Raw genomic sequence first — 14728 nt, 5'->3', positions numbered from 1 at the left:
TCAATTCTCGAAAGGCGTGGGGTGGCCGGCATAGACCTTTTGCATAATGGCTTCTTCGCGGGCGGCAAGCTGCTCCAGCAGCCGGCCCACACTGGGTACCGGTTTCATCACCCGGAAACTGCGATCCATGAAATCATACAGGTTCGAAAAGCCCGCCGCATGGACTGGCTTACGCACCATACGAAAGGTGGCATGGAGCATGCGTGAGCGAATGTAGCGATCCAGCCTGTGGCCCAGTTCGGCCACCAGCTGCACTTGCCGCAGGCGGTCATTGTGATGGTGGTCCTGGCGGAAGCCCTTGAGGTAGGTCATTTCCGTGAGCGGTTGATCCAGTGCCTCGCCCAGCGTTTGGGTGACGGCTTCGTCCAGTTCCTGGGTCAGAATGGCGGCCTCCAGTGCGGCGGCAGAGGTGGCCATGACCTTTTCAGGCAGCAACTTCATGGCCTTGGGCAAGGCGCGGCGAATCTCCCGGGCAACCGGCAGCAGTTCTCGACCTCCGTAGACATCGTCCAGTAAAAACTGAATGCCCTCGGCGGTAACGGGATCGTCGAGCAGGTGCGCATGGGTATGCTTGAGTCGCTCGCCTTGCCACTCTTGAAGGCGGCGCAGACGGGCCAAAAAAAGGGCGTCGTCGCCGTGCTGGCGCAAGGCAAAGAAGCGATCGAGATAGTGTTGAAGCTGTTCGCCGGCGGTCATGGTTTTTCCTCCGGCGGGGATAATAGCAGGAAAGCGGCCCGGCGTCGGAAGCCAGACGTCTGACGCAGGGTGATAGCGTCAGACGTCCGTCGTCAGACTTCAGCCGTTTACAGGATATACCGGCTCAGGTCTTCGTCGTCTGCCAGCTCTCCGAGGTAACGGTCTACCGCTTCGGCATCCAGCACCAGAGGCTTGTCATGGTATTGGGTGGACAGCGAATCAGCGTCGAAGCTGATTTCTTCCAGCAGTTTCTCGAGTACCGTGTGCAGGCGGCGGGCGCCAATGTTTTCGGTGCGTTCGTTAACCTGCCAGGCCACTTCTGCAATGCGGCGGATACAGTCCTCGGTGATCTCCAGCTTCAGGCCTTCGGTGTCCAGCAGCGCCTTGTACTGTTCAGTGAGCGAACACTTGGGCTCGGTGAGGATGCGCTGGAAATCTTCCGGGCTCAGGGCGCTGAGTTCGACGCGGATCGGCAGCCGGCCTTGCAGCTCCGGGATCAGGTCGCTGGGTTTGGCCAGATGGAACGCACCTGAGGCGATAAACAGTACGTGATCGGTCTTCACCATGCCGTATTTGGTGGACACAGTGCAGCCTTCGATCAGGGGCAGCAAATCGCGTTGCACGCCTTCACGGGACACATCGGTGCCGCCGCCTTCTCCGCGTTTGGCCACTTTATCGATTTCATCGATGAACACGATGCCGCTGTTTTCCACCACATCGATGGCTTTCACTTTCAGTTCGTCTTCATTGACGAAACGGGCGGCCTCTTCGTCACGGATCAGGCGGTAGGCTTCGCGCACACGGAGTTTTTGTGTCTTGCGCCGGCCGCTGCCGCCCATTTTGGAAAACATCTGTTGCAGCTGGCTGGTCATTTCTTCCATGCCGGGCGGGGCCATGATTTCCACCCCTGCCGGATTGGCCGCCACGTCGATCTCGATTTCCTTGTCATCCAGTTCGCCTTCACGCAGCTTTTTGCGGAAGATCTGGCGGGTGCTGTTGTCGGTTTTGTTGTCTTCCTCTGCGCCTCTGGCAGTGGGCAACAGCGCATCGAGGATGCGGTCTTCGGCGGCATCGTCAGCCTGACTACCGACACGGGCAATTTCCTGCTCGCGCAGCATCTTGATGGCCATTTCAACCAGGTCACGGATGATGGATTCCACATCGCGACCCACGTAGCCCACTTCCGTGAACTTGGTGGCTTCCACCTTCAGGAAGGGGGCGTTGGCCAGCTTGGCCAGGCGGCGGGCAATTTCGGTCTTGCCGACGCCGGTGGGGCCGATCATCAGAATGTTCTTGGGGGCGACTTCGGCGCGCATTTCGGCGGGCAGCTGCATGCGCCGCCAGCGATTACGCAGGGCCAGGGCAACGGATTTCTTGGCCGGTTCCTGGCCGACAATGTGTTTGTTCAGTTCCTGAACAATTTCGCGGGGAGTCAGGTTAGGCATCGGGTTACCAGTTCAGTTCTTCAATGGTTTGCTGTTGGTTGGTGAACACGCAGATATCGCCGGCAATGGTCAGGCTTTTTTCCACAATTTCGCGTGCACCCAGCTCGGTATTCTGTAGCAGCCCGGTGGCTGCGGCCTGGGCAAAGGGGCCGCCCGAGCCGATGGCAATCAGGTCATTTTCCGGTTCGATCACATCGCCGTTACCGGTAATGATCAAAGAGGCTTCCTTGTCGGCGACGGCCAGCAGGGCTTCCAGTCGTCGCAGGGCGCGGTCGGTGCGCCAGTCCTTGGCCAGCTCCACGGCGGCCCGGACCAGGTGGCCCTGGTGTTTTTCCAGTTGCGCTTCAAAGCGTTCGAACAGGGTAAAGGCGTCGGCGGTACCCCCGGCAAAACCGGCAATGACCTTGCCGTGAAAAAGGTGGCGTACCTTGCGGGCATTCCCTTTCATGACGGTGTTACCCAGTGACACCTGGCCGTCACCGCCGATGACAACGCTGTTGCCGCGGCGTACGGATACGATAGTGGTCACGTTAAGCTCCTTTCATAGTGATTCTGTTGATGTGGGGCTGGCGGGCGGGGATTCAAGCTTCAAAGGGAGTGAATAGTTAACAGTTAACAGTGAATGGTGGCGCGGGTTGGTCCGGGTGTGGGCTGATAGGTTGGAGGTCGCGCCCCTGGCGTTGGCCGGGGTGTTGTTGTGGGAGCTTGCCTGCAAGCAAGGGGCATTGATTGGGGGCTATCGCTTGCAGGCAAGCTCCGACAGAGGGCACGTTTCCCGCTGCAGGCCAAGCTGTGGGAGCGGTGGTTCCATCGCGAATGAAGCGCCGGGCTTGGGCTGTCACAGCCGGACAACCGCTCCTGCGCTATCGCCTTCCGCCTGCGGGTGCCGGCGTCTATTTTTTCATCTTGATCGGCAGGGTTTCGATGCCGTTGCTGGCCAGTTGGTCCTGGGCGCGGTGCATGGCGTTGAGGTTGTTGTAGGGGCCGATCATGACCCGGTGCCAGCTGTCGCCGCTATCCAGGTTTACGGACTGGATGGAGGCCTCGAAACCTTTGAGGATCAGCTCGGCGCGGCGGCGGTCGGCGTCCTCGTTGCGGCGGAAGCTACCCGCCTGCAACAGGTACTTTTCATCGCTGTTGCGGGTGCCCGCATCGGGCTTTGGCTGACTGTTGTTTTGTTTGGGTTTGTTGTCGGTGCTCGACTGACGGGTACTGGTGTCCGTTTCGTTTTGCGGAACGATCACTTCCATCTTGGGCAGGACGGCATAGAAGTCGAATTGCGGGGAGTCGTCGCCTTTCGGTTCTTCCTTCTTTACGGCAGGCTTGTCGGTTTTGACCGTGGTGGGCGTGTTGTCGCCCTGGGCCATCTGGGTTTTGCCCAGGTGAAACAGGAAGGCGCCAAACAGACCCACCATCAGACCCGTGAACAGCCATACCCAGCCAGGCACCTGGCGCTGGGTTTTTTTCTTGCGAGCGGGGCTACGGCTGGCCCCGCGTTTTGTGTTCTTTGCCATGATCCTTCCTGGTTCTTGCCAGCCTGGCGGTCAGGGTTACATGCGTTCGAGTGGCGACAGGCCCAGCAGTTCCATGCCCTGTTTCAGGGTGCGGGCTGTCAGGGCGGCCAGCTTGAGCCGGCTCTGTTTCAGGGCCGCGTCCTCGCTGTTGAGGATCGGGCAGTGCTCGTAGAAGCTGGAGAACAGCCCGGCGAGCTCGTACAGGTACAGGCACAGCAGATTGGGCAAGCCCTTGTCGGCCACACTTTGCAGGACTTCACCAAACTGCACCAGCCGCGCGGCCAGCGCTTGTTCGGCGTCTTCCTGAAGCAGGAAGGCTCCGTTGACATCGGCCATGTCCAGGCCAGCCTTGCGGAAGATGCTGGCGACCCGGGTGTAGGCGTACAGCAAGTAAGGGGCGGTGTTGCCCTCGAAGCTGAGCATCTGGTCAAAATTGAAGATGTAGTCGCTGCTGCGGTTCTTGGACAGGTCCGCATACTTAACCGCGCCGATGCCGACCGCACGGGCGATGGTGCGCAGCTCGCTGTCTGCCAGCTCCGGGTTCTTTTCCTTCACCAGCGCGTAGGCACGCTCTTCGGCCTCGTTGAGCAGGTCTATCAGCTTTACGGTGCCGCCGTCGCGGGTCTTGAAGGGGCGTCCATCCGGGCCATTCATGGTGCCAAAGCCCATGTGCGACAGGTCTGTGCTTTCCGGCACAAAGCCCGCCAGCTTGGAGAGGCTGAACATTTGCTGGAAGTGCAGGGCCTGACGCTGGTCGACAAAGTAGAGTATGCGGTCAGCGTCAAGTGTGCTGGCGCGGTAGCGCAATGCGGCCAGGTCGGTGGTGGCGTACAAGTAGCCGCCGTCGGCTTTTTGCACGATGACGGGCAGCGGGTCGCCTTCCTTGTTCTTGTATTCGTCCATGAAGACGCATTGGGCGCCCTGGTCTTCACTGAGCAGGCCCTTGCTGGCCAGGTCTGAGACCACGTGTGGCAAGTCGTCGTTGTAGGCACTTTCGCCGCGTACATCGTCTGCGGTCAGGCTGACGCCGAGGCGGTCATAAACGGCCTGACAGTGACTCAGGGAAATGGCGTTGAACTCGCCCCACAGTTTCAGACATTCCGGGTCATGGGCCTGCAGCTTGACCACCAGGCCACGGGCCCGGGTGGCGAACGCCTCCGATTCGTCGAAGCGCTGTTTGGCGGCACGGTAGAAGCCTTCCAGGTCGCTCAATTCGCTGGACAGTTCGGCGGCGCTCTCTTCGTCCTTCTGCTCTTCCAGATAGGCGAGCAGCATGCCGAACTGGGTCCCCCAGTCGCCCACGTGGTTCTGGCGAACCACGTTGTGACCCAGGAATTCCAGCGTTCGTACGACCGCATCGCCGATGATGGACGAACGCAGGTGCCCCACGTGCATTTCCTTGGCCAGGTTCGGGGAGGAGTAGTCCACCACTACGGTCTGGATCTGTTGTGGGCGGGGCACGGACAGATGCGCATCTGCCAACGCCTGATCCAGCAGGCTGTTGAGCCAGTCGCTGGCCTGAAAGAAGTTGATAAAGCCGGGCCCGGCAATCTCGGTCTTGGCAATGGCGCTGTCCTGCGGCAGGGCGGCAATCAGCTTGTCGGCCAGGTCGCGTGGCTTCATGCCGGCGGGTTTGGCCAGCATCAGCGCGATGTTGGTGGCGAAATCGCCGTGGCTCTTGTCCTTGGTGCGGTCGATTTGCACCGGGCGCTTGGCGTCGGCAGGCAGCGTGCCCTCGGCGATCAGGGTGTCGAGAGCGGTTTCAATCAGGGAAATCAGGCGTTCTTTCATGGGGTCCGTCGGGGCCGTTTGACTGGCCGGCGATTGTACGGGAAAAGGGCGGTTGACGCATGGGTCAGGCCGTTTTTTTACCACATAGAATAAAGGAAGCGCCGAGTCGAAAAGCTGCCAGTCCCCGGGCGCTTTTGCCGTTTCTCTCCGCCAAGAGGGGGCGTCATGCCGGCCAATCCGAGGTCGGGCGCCAGTTCAAATCTCATGCCCGCGCATCCGCGACACGCCCTGATAAAGCCACTTTTACAGCATGTCGATGGGGTCGACATCCACATGCCAGCGGCACTGGCGTGACTGTGGTGATTGGCGGGCGGCGTCCAGCAGGCGCTCCAGGGTCTGATGCAGGGGCGCCCGCTGGCTGGCCTGCAGCAGCAATTGGGCTCGGTAGCGGCCGGCCCGTTTTTCCATGGGGGCGGGGACCGGGCCGAGCACATTCACGCCGTCGGCGACCGGTTGTTGGGCGAGCTCCTGAAGGAATGCCATGGCCTTGCCCAGCGTCATGGCTTCGCAGCGGAACAGAGCCAGATGGCCGAAAGGAGGCAGGGCGGCCATGCGCCGCTCTTCGAGCAGGGCGCTGGCCAGGGCCGGGTAGTCACCGCTGGCGGCCAGCTGCAGTAAGTGATGGTCCGGGTGGCGGGTCTGGAGCAATACCCGGCCCTGACCTTCGCGGCCACTGCGCCCTGCAACCTGTAACAACAGTTGGGCGGCTTGCTCGGGGCCGCGAAAATCGGCGCTCAGGAAACCGGCGTCCATATCCAGAATCACTACCAGTGCCAGCTTCGGGAAATGGTGCCCCTTGGCGAGCATTTGGGTGCCGACCAGCACGGCCGGGTCGCCCTGGCGGATGGTCTTGAGTTTGCTGTCCAGTTCCCCTTTGCGGCGGGTGGCATCGCGGTCGATGCGGATCACCGGCACCGGCAGGGACTGTTCCAGCAGCTCGGTGAGCTTTTCGGTGCCGCTACCGGCTTCATGGATGGCGCTGGAACCACAGCTGGGGCAGCGTGATGGTACGCGCTGCTGGCTGTCACAGTGGTGGCAGCGCAGGTTGTTTTCGGCCCGGTGCCAGGTAAGAAAACTGTCGCAGCGTTTGCACTCTGCCTGCCAGCCGCAATCCTGGCACAGGATCATGGGGGCATAGCCTCGGCGGTTGATAAACACCAGAGCCTGGTTGCCGTTGTCCACACACTGCTTGATGGCTTGCAGTGACAGGGGTAGCAGAGGCTGATTGGGAGGCGCGAGGGTGGCGTCCAGAATTTCGATGCCTGGGCGCTGTTGCTCGGTGGCCCGGCGCGACAGTTTCAGCCAGTGGAAGCGCTGGTCGCGTGCCAGCTGCAGGGTTTCCAGTGCCGGGGTGGCGCTGCCGAGCACTACCGGGATGTTCAGGGTCTGGGCTCGCCAGGTGGCCAGGTCGCGGGCGTGGTAGCGGAAACCGTCCTGCTGCTTCAGGGAACTGTCATGGGCCTCGTCGACAATGATCAGGCCGGGATTCGCCAGCGGCGTGAAGATGGCCGAACGGGTGCCGATGATGATGCGTGCCTTGCCGTCCCGGGCCGCCAGCCAGTTATCCAGTCGCTCCCGGTCGGTGAGGCCGGAGTGCAACGTGGTGACAGGCACGGCAAAGCGTTGCCGGAAGCGCTGCACGGTTTGCGGGGTCAGGCCGATTTCGGGGACCAGCACCAGTACCTGCTTGCCGGCGGCCAATTGGGGCGCCATGGCCTGCAGGTAGACTTCGGTTTTGCCGCTGCCGGTGACTCCATCGAGCAGGAAGGGGGTAAAGCCCTCTGCATCCTGAATGGCATGAATGGCTTGCTGTTGCTCTCCGTTGGCGGCCAGTGGAGGCTCGGCCAGTACCTCCTTGCTGATGCCGGGGCCGTTTTCGACCACGAAGTGTTCGGCCCAGCCCTTGTCGCGCAGGGCGTTAAGGGCCGGGGAGGCCACGTCGAGGGCGTTGAGCATGGCACTGCTCAGGCCTTTGGGGTGTTCGCGCAATACTTGCAGGGCCTGGTGCTGGCGGGGGGCTCGGCTGACCTGTTCGTCGCTGACATGGGTGCCGCGTTCGGTGAGCCGCCAGCGTTTTTCCTGGCTGGGCTGGGCATCGCCACCCTGGCGTAGCAGGGCGGGCAGGGCGTAATTGAGCACCTCGCCCAGCGGGTGATGGTAATAACGGGCGGCCCGTTCACAAAGGGCATAAAGTTCTGCGGTGAAGACCGGGGCGTCGTCGAGAACCGCGCTGACGGCCTTGAGTTTGGGATAATCGCTTTGGGTCTGGCCATGCACTACACCGACCAGGGTGCGGCGCCCAAACGGGACCTGGACGCGGGTGCCCTGTGCCGGCGCCGGTGAGCCGGAATACAGATAGTCGTAGCAGCCAGGCAGGGGGACTGGCAGGGCAATTTGCAGCACGGGTTTGGTCGACACGGAGTTTCCTGAGCCTGCAGCCCCCATAGCGGGGCATAATGGCGCTTGCGGATTGGAATCAAGCTGTTATGATTCGCCTTCTTTTTCCCAGACGCAAGCCGTGTGGTGCCTGTCGTAGAGGCAGGTAGCGACACAGATTGGAGCTCAGCAATGAAACCAGAGATTCATCCCGAATACCAGGCAGCCACCTACTCCTGTAGCTGTGGCAATGTGATCGAGAGCCGTTCCACCCGTGGTGGTGACATGTCCCTCGACGTTTGCTCCGCCTGCCATCCTTTCTATACTGGCAAGCAGAAGCAGGCTGACAGCGGCGGCCAGATCGACAAGTTCAAGCAGCGCTTCGGCATGATGCGCAGCAAGAAGGGTTGATCGCGAGAGCGAACACCCCTTTTGAGACTTGCCAAAAGCACCCTGCCGGGTGCTTTTTGCTTTATTGACCTTGCGTACACAGTGTATATCCCTCAAAGGGACCAGCGGAGACCACCATGTCCGAGGATTTGAAAACGGCGGCTTTGGAATATCATGCTAAACCGCGACCCGGGAAAATCAGTGTTGAAGTGACCAAGCCAGCGGCGACCAGCCGTGATTTGAGCCTGGCCTACAGCCCCGGGGTGGCCGAGCCAGTGCGAGAGATCGCACGGGAGCCGGAGCTGGCCTACCGTTTTACCTCCAAAGGCAATCTGGTTGCAGTGATCAGCGATGGTACGGCCATCCTTGGTCTCGGCAATCTGGGGGCGCTGGCTTCCAAGCCAGTGATGGAAGGCAAGGGGATCCTGTTCAAGCTTTTTGCCGGTATCGATGTGTTTGACATCGAGGTAGAGGCAGAAGATTCCCAGGCGTTCATCGACACGGTGGTGCGTATTCATCGCACGTTCGGTGGGATCAACCTGGAAGATATTCGTGCCCCGGAATGCTTCGAGATCGAGCGCATTCTTAAAGAGCAGTGCGATGTTCCCGTCTTTCATGATGATCAGCACGGTACCGCCATTGTGGTGGGGGCGGGCTTGATCAACGCTCTGGAAATCCAGAAAAAGCGTATCGAAGACATCAAGGTGGTTTGTGTGGGCGCAGGTGCTGCGGGTGTGGCTTCTGTGCGTCTTCTGATCGAGATGGGGGCCCGCAAGGAAAATATTCTTGTACTGGACCGCAAAGGTGTCATTCATAGCCGACGTGATGATCTGAACCAGTACAAGGCGGCTTTGGCCAACGATACCGACAAGCGCACCTTGAATGATGCTGTTGAAGATGCTGACGTCTTTATTGGTGTGTCAGGCCCGGACATGCTGACCCCGGACATGGTGAAGAAGATGGCCGAGAAACCGATCATCTTCGCCCTGGCGAACCCGGATCCGGAGATTCGCCCGGAGGTGGCCAAGGCGGCACGCCCCGATGCCATTGTGGCCACCGGCCGTTCTGACTTCCCGAACCAAGTGAATAACGTACTGTGTTTTCCGTACATGTTCCGTGGTGCGCTGGATGTCCGCTCGACTTCCATCACGGAAGAGATGAAGATTGCGGCAGTGCATGCCATTGCCGAGCTGGTTCGCACGGCGCCCCCGCAAGAGGTGCTGGACGCCTACGGCGGCGAGCCGCTGACCTTCGGTGCTGATTACATCATTCCGAAGCCGAATGATCCGCGTTTGCTGGGCAAGGTGTCAGCAGCTGTTGCTCGTGCGGCAGTGGACTGCGGTGTGGCGCGTAAAGGTTATCCCTCGCATTACCCGCTAAACTCTCTGGACGAAATTTTTCCTGAGCTTTGATTGTTTCCGGGTAACTCAGAGCGACATAAAAAAAACCGCCGTAGGGCGGTTTTTTTATGTCTGTACGCGGAGGGAGGGGGCCCGCCAGCGAATCAGAATATCTGCTCAGGTGCGCGATGACCTCCAGCGGGGCCCAGAGGTGGCTCCAGGTCGGGAACCTGGCTTTCAATGAAGTATTCCTTGATGGCATCCGGGTTTTCGGGGCGGGCGAGCAAGCCGCTTTCCGGATTGATTCTTACCGTCGCGATACCGGAAGGTTGCTCCAGTTGATGGTCGGCAACGCCGTCCAGGGCGGGCCCCATATAGTCCATCCATATCGGTAGAGCGGCCTTGCCGCCATACTCGCCCCAGCCAAGGTTGGCCGGGTTGTCGAAGCCTACCCAGACGGTGGCCACGACATCCGGGGAATAGCCAGAGAACCAGGCATCCATCTGATCATTGGTTGTGCCGGTTTTGCCCGCCAGATCCCGACGGCCCAGTCGGTTGGCCATGTGCCCGGTACCGCGACGAACCACATCCTGCAGCATGGAGTTCATGAGCCAGGCCACGCGGGCGTCCAGCGCGCGCGGTGCCATCAATGGTGCTGGCTGTATGTCCGGGTTTCTGTCTGTGTTCGACGGCGCCGAGCACGGGCTCTCGCAGCGAATAACCTGCGGAGCCTCCCAAAGCACCTCGCCATCTTCGCGCTCAATCCGTTGGATGCCCCAAGCAGGAACCCGGTAGCCGCCATTCGCGAAGATGCTGTATGCAGTGGCAATTTCCAGTGGGGTAACGCTGGCGCTTCCCAGTGCCAAAGAGAGATCGCGCTGGAAGGTGTCTGTCGGTAGCCCAAAGCGTTTCAGGGTGCCCATGGCCTGGCTGATGCCAACCTGGCGGAGAATGCGAATGGATACCAGGTTCAGGGAGCGATACAGCGCTTCGCGCATCCGGGTCGGGCCGTAGAACTTGCCGCTGGCACCGGTTGGGCGCCAGGCGGTTTCCAGTTTGTCATCGTCGAAAACAACGGGTGCGTCGTTAATGATGGAGGCTGGGGTGAACCCGTTTTCCAGGGCGGAAGTGTAAATGAAGGGCTTGAATACCGAGCCTGCCTGGCGCTTGCTCTGTACCGCACGGTTAAAGTTTGATGCTTTGAAGCTGTAGCCGCCTTGCAGGGCAAGGATCGCTCCGGTTTGTGGGTCGAGAGAGATCAGTGCGGATTGAGCGCGTGGGAGCTGGGCCAGTCGCCAGCGGCGGTTGTCATCACTGCCGACAGGGCGAACGTGGATGATATCGCCGATGGAAAGGGGCTCGCTGGCCTTGCTGATTTCGTTGCCAACGTACTTGTCGCTGATGAAACGCCGTGCCCAGCGGATGTCCTCCCAGGCCAGCTCTGCCCGCTTGCCGTCGTTAAAGAGGATTTCGGCCTGCTGGTCGCGGACTTCGGTCACCAGGGCGGGCCGCAGTGGGCCGACCCGCTGATGCTCTTTCAGTGCTTTCACCCACGCTGCTACTTTGGGATTGAGGCCGGTGATGGTTTTTTCCAGTTCGACCTTACTGTCTTCGGAGGTCTGGGGTGCTGCGGCTTCCCCGGGAGGGGCTTGCTGGTCGTTATGCTGCATGGGGGGCAGTGAAGGGAGCGACGAGGTGTCAATCTGGGCAACGGGCCCCCGGTAGCCATGTCGCTCATCGTAACTGTGTAGCCCTGTGCGAAGGGCCTGTACTGCGGCAGTCTGCTTGTGGCTATCCAGAGTGGTGATGATGCGGATGCCGTCGGTGTAGATGTCGGCCTCAACCCGGTCCATGGCCTGGAGGCGGATCATTTCGGCGAAATAGGCGCCTTCAACCTCGGGTTGGGCAGCGTGGAAACGGGCGGATACCGGTTGCTCCTGGGCCGCCAGTCGTTCCTCATGGCTGATGGCTCCGGTTTCCTCCATGCGGAACAGGATCCAGTTTCGCCGCACCAGGGCTCGCTCCGGATTGGTGATGGGGTTGTAGGCGGAGGGCGCTTTGGGGAGCCCGGCAATCATCGCCATCTGGGCCACATTCAGTTCGCCAATGTCTTTCCCGTAATAGACCTGGGAGGCCGCCTGAGCGCCGTAGGCGCGGTGGCCCAGGTAGATCTTGTTGAGGTAAAGCTCAAGGATTTCCTGCTTGCTGAGTACCCGCTCGATCTGTATGGCCAGTACGATCTCGTTGAATTTACGGAGAAAACGTTGTTCTCGCCCCAGAAAAAAGTTTCTGGCGACCTGCATGGTGATGGTGGAGCCTCCGGAACGGATTTCCCGGTAGCGGGCGAGTTCCACGGCCGCTCTAAGCAGACCTTTGAGGTCGACCCCGTTGTGGGTGAAGAAGCGCTCATCCTCGGCGGCCAGCACGGCCTGTATCAGCGGTTGCGGCAGCTCCTCGAAGGTGACCGGTTGACGCCGTTTCTCTCCGTACTCTGCAACCAGCTTCATATCGCTGCTATAAATGCGCAGGGGGATCTGGTACTCCACCTCGCGGATCTGGCTGGCTGGCGGTAGCTGAGGGGCCAGATAGAGGTAACTGGCTGCCAGAATCAACAGGCCGCCACCGGCGCCGGCGATGAGGAGAAGGAGCGGGTATCGGATCCAGAGGGGTAAACGCATGTTTTCGACAACTACAGGCTGGGATCAGAAGAAGGGCCTAGCCGGCCCGTGAAGTGGGTCATTATATGGCGGAAAGGTTGTTGTGATCTAATATCTGTTCTGCTATTACTAACTCCTAAAGTAATTCGACATAAAAAACCTGTAAGTGTATCTTTAGCAAGAAAAAACACTTCAATAATAACCAGACGGGACGACGACAGTGCTGCCTTTCCTCAGAAAAAAGGCCCAGACACTACTGGGGATCGACATCAGTTCTACCGCAGTCAAACTGCTGGAACTGTCCAAATCCGGGGGCCGCTACAAGGTCGAAAGCTATGGGGTTGAGCCCCTGCCGGCCAACGCGGTTGTCGAAAAGAACATCACCGATGCGGAAGGGGTGGGCGATGCGATTGCCCGTCTGGTGAGCCGCGCGCGCCCTGGGGTAAAAACGGCCGCTGTGGCGGTGTCGGGCTCTGCGGTGATCACCAAGCTGATCGAGCAAGACGCCAATCTCAATGAGGATGAGCTTGAGGCCCAGCTGAAATCCGAAGCAGATCAGTACATTCCCTACCCCATGGATGAGGTCCGTATGGACTTCCAGGTCGTGGGGCCGGTAGAGGGCAATGAAGAGCGCGTAGAGGTTCTGGTGGCGGCGTCCCGCACCGAGAATGTGGAAATGCGCACCGATGCCCTGGAAATCGGCGGGCTGCAAGCCAAGGTGGTGGATGTGGAAGCCTACGCCATGGAGCGTGCCTACCAGCTGGTGCTGCCGACCCTGCCGAATGCCGATGAGCTGGAAACCGTCGCTGTGTTTGATATCGGCGCGACCATGACTACGCTCAATGTGTTTCATCAGGGGCGCAGCGTGTATACCCGCGAGCAATTGTTCGGTGGCAAGCAGCTCACCGAGGAAATTCAGCGGCGCTATGGCATTTCCATGGAAGAGGCAGGCCTGGCCAAGAAGACCGGTGAGCTTCCTGATGATTATGAAAGTGAAGTGCTGCAGCCGTTCAAGGATGCAGTGGTGCAGCAAGTAAACCGTTCACTGCAGTTTTTCTATGGTTCCACCCAGTTCAATGAGGTGGACTATATCCTGCTGGCTGGGGGGTCGGCTTCGATTCCGGATCTGGATAACTTGATTCAGGAAAAGGTGGGGGCCAGTTGTTCTGTGGCCAATCCTTTCAGTGACATGGCGCTCGCGAACAAGGTAAGCGCCTCTGCCATTGCCAATGATGCGCCGGCGCTGATGATTGCCTGTGGTTTGGCCCTGAGGAGCTTTGACCAATGACAACAACAATCAACCTCCTGCCGTGGCGTGAAGAGCGGCGCAAGCAGCAACAGAACGAATTTGTCGTGATGCTGGTGATTGCCGCGGTTATCGGTGGTCTGCTTTTTTATGCATGGAACAGTGTGGTCGAGCAGAACATTGCTGATCAACGGGCTCGAAATAGCCATATCCAGAGCAAGACATCAGAGCTTGATGCGCGTATCGAAGAGATTAAAGAGCTCCAGCAAAGACGTGATGAACTGGTGGCTCGCATGGAAGTTATTCAAAGCCTCCAGGGCAACCGGCCGACCATTGTCTATGTGTTTGATGAGTTGGCCAGAACGCTGCCGGACGGCGTTTACTATGCCGAAATCAAGCGGGCCGGCGCGACGTATACCATCAACGGGATTGCCGAAAGTAACAACCGTATTTCACGGCTGATGCGTAATCTGGATGGCTCCGACTGGTTTCAGGATGCCTCCTTGCTGAATGTGACGGCGCTGGATGACAAGACTGATGCAAGCCAGTTTGTGTTGACCGTAAAGCAGGCAACGCCGGGCAGCAAAAAAGAGGGAGAAGAAAAATGAAAGCCTCTGAGCTGAAGAATATGGACTTGCGAGAGCTAATGGATGAGCTCAACAGTCTGGACTTCGAAAATGTTGGTAGCTGGCCAATCGCCGTCAAGGTGACCAGTGCTGTCCTGGTGCTGGTGGCGGTTCTGGCACTGGGTTACTTCTTCTTTATCAAGGATGCCAACACCCTGCTTGATCAGCAGCGCAGGGAGGAAGCCTCCTTGCTGAAGAGTTACGAGAAGAAAGCATTCAAGGCGCATAATCTGGAGCAGTTTCGAGCCCAGTTGGCAGAAATGGAGCAGACTTTCGGCGCGTTGCTCAAGCAGCTGCCCAAGGACACTGAGGTGCCCGGGCTGCTGGAAGATATTACCCATACCGGTCTGGGAAGTGGTCTCGAGTTCGAGAGTATCGAACTGAAGGAGGAGGCCAAGAAAGAATTTTATGTCGAATTGCCCATTGATATCAGTGTGATCGGTGATTACCACTCTTTCGGTGCCTTCGTCTCCGGTGTGGCTGCGTTACCGCGAATCGTTACCTTGCATGACTTCTATGTTCGCCCACCCAAGGAGAAAGCGCTGGCGGGTCTGGGACTGCTGTCCATGGATGTCACGGCAAAAACCTATCGATACGCCAGTTCGGATGACAGTCCGAAGCCGGCAAAGAAGAAAAAGAAGAAGTGA

12 protein-coding genes are annotated in these 14728 nt (G+C 59.4%); 5 read left to right on the top strand and 7 right to left on the bottom strand.

Annotated elements, in window-relative coordinates:
- From D4A39_RS05680 to D4A39_RS05655, 6 genes are all read right to left on the bottom strand, one after another.
- Nucleotides 1–696 (bottom strand): DUF8198 family protein, encoded by a 696-nt coding sequence (locus D4A39_RS05680; RefSeq protein WP_022985301.1) that lies wholly within the window; start codon nt 694–696, stop codon nt 1–3.
- A gap of 107 nt (nt 697–803) precedes the next feature.
- A complete protein-coding gene (gene hslU, locus D4A39_RS05675) occupies nt 804–2141 on the bottom strand; it encodes an ATP-dependent protease ATPase subunit HslU (RefSeq protein WP_022985300.1) in 1338 nt (445 codons plus the stop codon).
- A 4-nt stretch (nt 2142–2145) separates the two neighbouring features.
- Nucleotides 2146–2670, bottom strand: coding sequence for an ATP-dependent protease subunit HslV (gene hslV, locus D4A39_RS05670; protein WP_022985299.1), 525 nt, complete (start codon nt 2668–2670; stop codon nt 2146–2148).
- Nucleotides 2671–3034: 364 nt separating this feature from the next.
- The gene (locus tag D4A39_RS05665; protein ID WP_119917685.1) at nt 3035–3655 is read right to left on the bottom strand and encodes an SPOR domain-containing protein; all 621 of its coding nucleotides are present in this window, start codon (nt 3653–3655) and stop codon (nt 3035–3037) included.
- Between the two features lie 36 nt (nt 3656–3691).
- Nucleotides 3692–5446, bottom strand: a complete 1755-nt coding sequence (gene argS / locus D4A39_RS05660) for an arginine--tRNA ligase (RefSeq protein ID WP_119917684.1) — start codon at nt 5444–5446, stop codon at nt 3692–3694.
- A 243-nt stretch (nt 5447–5689) separates the two neighbouring features.
- On the bottom strand, nt 5690–7864 hold the full coding sequence (locus D4A39_RS05655) for a primosomal protein N' (protein ID WP_119917683.1): 2175 nt from the start codon (nt 7862–7864) through the stop codon (nt 5690–5692).
- Nucleotides 7865–8014: 150 nt separating this feature from the next.
- Here D4A39_RS05655 and rpmE point away from each other — a divergent pair, with 150 nt between their 5' ends.
- Nucleotides 8015–8233, top strand: a complete 219-nt coding sequence (gene rpmE, locus D4A39_RS05650) for a 50S ribosomal protein L31 (protein WP_022985295.1) — start codon at nt 8015–8017, stop codon at nt 8231–8233.
- 116 nt (nt 8234–8349) lie between these two features.
- On the top strand, nt 8350–9624 hold the full coding sequence (locus D4A39_RS05645; protein WP_022985294.1) for a malic enzyme-like NAD(P)-binding protein: 1275 nt from the start codon (nt 8350–8352) through the stop codon (nt 9622–9624).
- A gap of 92 nt (nt 9625–9716) precedes the next feature.
- Here the strand turns inward: D4A39_RS05645 and D4A39_RS05640 are convergent, their stop codons facing one another.
- Nucleotides 9717–12230 carry a penicillin-binding protein 1A gene (locus D4A39_RS05640; protein WP_119917682.1) on the bottom strand — a complete coding sequence of 838 codons (2514 nt, stop codon included), beginning with the start codon at nt 12228–12230 and terminating at the stop codon, nt 9717–9719.
- A gap of 199 nt (nt 12231–12429) precedes the next feature.
- Here D4A39_RS05640 and D4A39_RS05635 point away from each other — a divergent pair, with 199 nt between their 5' ends.
- Genes D4A39_RS05635 through D4A39_RS05625 form a run of 3 tightly spaced genes read left to right on the top strand, consistent with a single transcriptional unit; the run spans nt 12430 to nt 14728 of the window.
- Nucleotides 12430–13497, top strand: coding sequence for a pilus assembly protein PilM (locus D4A39_RS05635; RefSeq protein WP_022985292.1), 1068 nt, complete (start codon nt 12430–12432; stop codon nt 13495–13497).
- On the top strand, nt 13494–14063 hold the full coding sequence (locus D4A39_RS05630; RefSeq protein WP_022985291.1) for a PilN domain-containing protein: 570 nt from the start codon (nt 13494–13496) through the stop codon (nt 14061–14063). The genes D4A39_RS05635 and D4A39_RS05630 overlap by 4 nt, the downstream gene beginning before the upstream one ends.
- Complete coding sequence (locus tag D4A39_RS05625; RefSeq protein ID WP_022985290.1) at nt 14060–14728, top strand: type IV pilus inner membrane component PilO; 669 nt, start codon at nt 14060–14062, stop codon at nt 14726–14728. Before D4A39_RS05630 ends, D4A39_RS05625 begins: the two co-directional genes overlap by 4 nt.

It is taken from the genome of Alcanivorax profundi (assembly GCF_003597125.1).
GTDB classification, from domain to species: Bacteria; Pseudomonadota; Gammaproteobacteria; order Pseudomonadales; family Alcanivoracaceae; genus Alcanivorax; species Alcanivorax profundi.
This window is presented reverse-complemented; position numbering and strand designations above follow the sequence as displayed.

Coding starts and splice junctions, on each gene's coding strand:
- D4A39_RS05665 (WP_119917685.1), bottom strand. CDS start 3,655: ATGGCAAAGAACACAAAACGCGGGGCCAGCCGTAGCCCCGCTCGCAAG.
- argS (WP_119917684.1), bottom strand. CDS start 5,446: ATGAAAGAACGCCTGATTTCCCTGATTGAAACCGCTCTCGACACCCTG.
- D4A39_RS05645 (WP_022985294.1), top strand. CDS start 8,350: ATGTCCGAGGATTTGAAAACGGCGGCTTTGGAATATCATGCTAAACCG.
- D4A39_RS05630 (WP_022985291.1), top strand. CDS start 13,494: ATGACAACAACAATCAACCTCCTGCCGTGGCGTGAAGAGCGGCGCAAG.
- D4A39_RS05640 (WP_119917682.1), bottom strand. CDS start 12,230: ATGCGTTTACCCCTCTGGATCCGATACCCGCTCCTTCTCCTCATCGCC.
- D4A39_RS05625 (WP_022985290.1), top strand. CDS start 14,060: ATGAAAGCCTCTGAGCTGAAGAATATGGACTTGCGAGAGCTAATGGAT.
- rpmE (WP_022985295.1), top strand. CDS start 8,015: ATGAAACCAGAGATTCATCCCGAATACCAGGCAGCCACCTACTCCTGT.
- hslU (WP_022985300.1), bottom strand. CDS start 2,141: ATGCCTAACCTGACTCCCCGCGAAATTGTTCAGGAACTGAACAAACAC.
- D4A39_RS05680 (WP_022985301.1), bottom strand. CDS start 696: ATGACCGCCGGCGAACAGCTTCAACACTATCTCGATCGCTTCTTTGCC.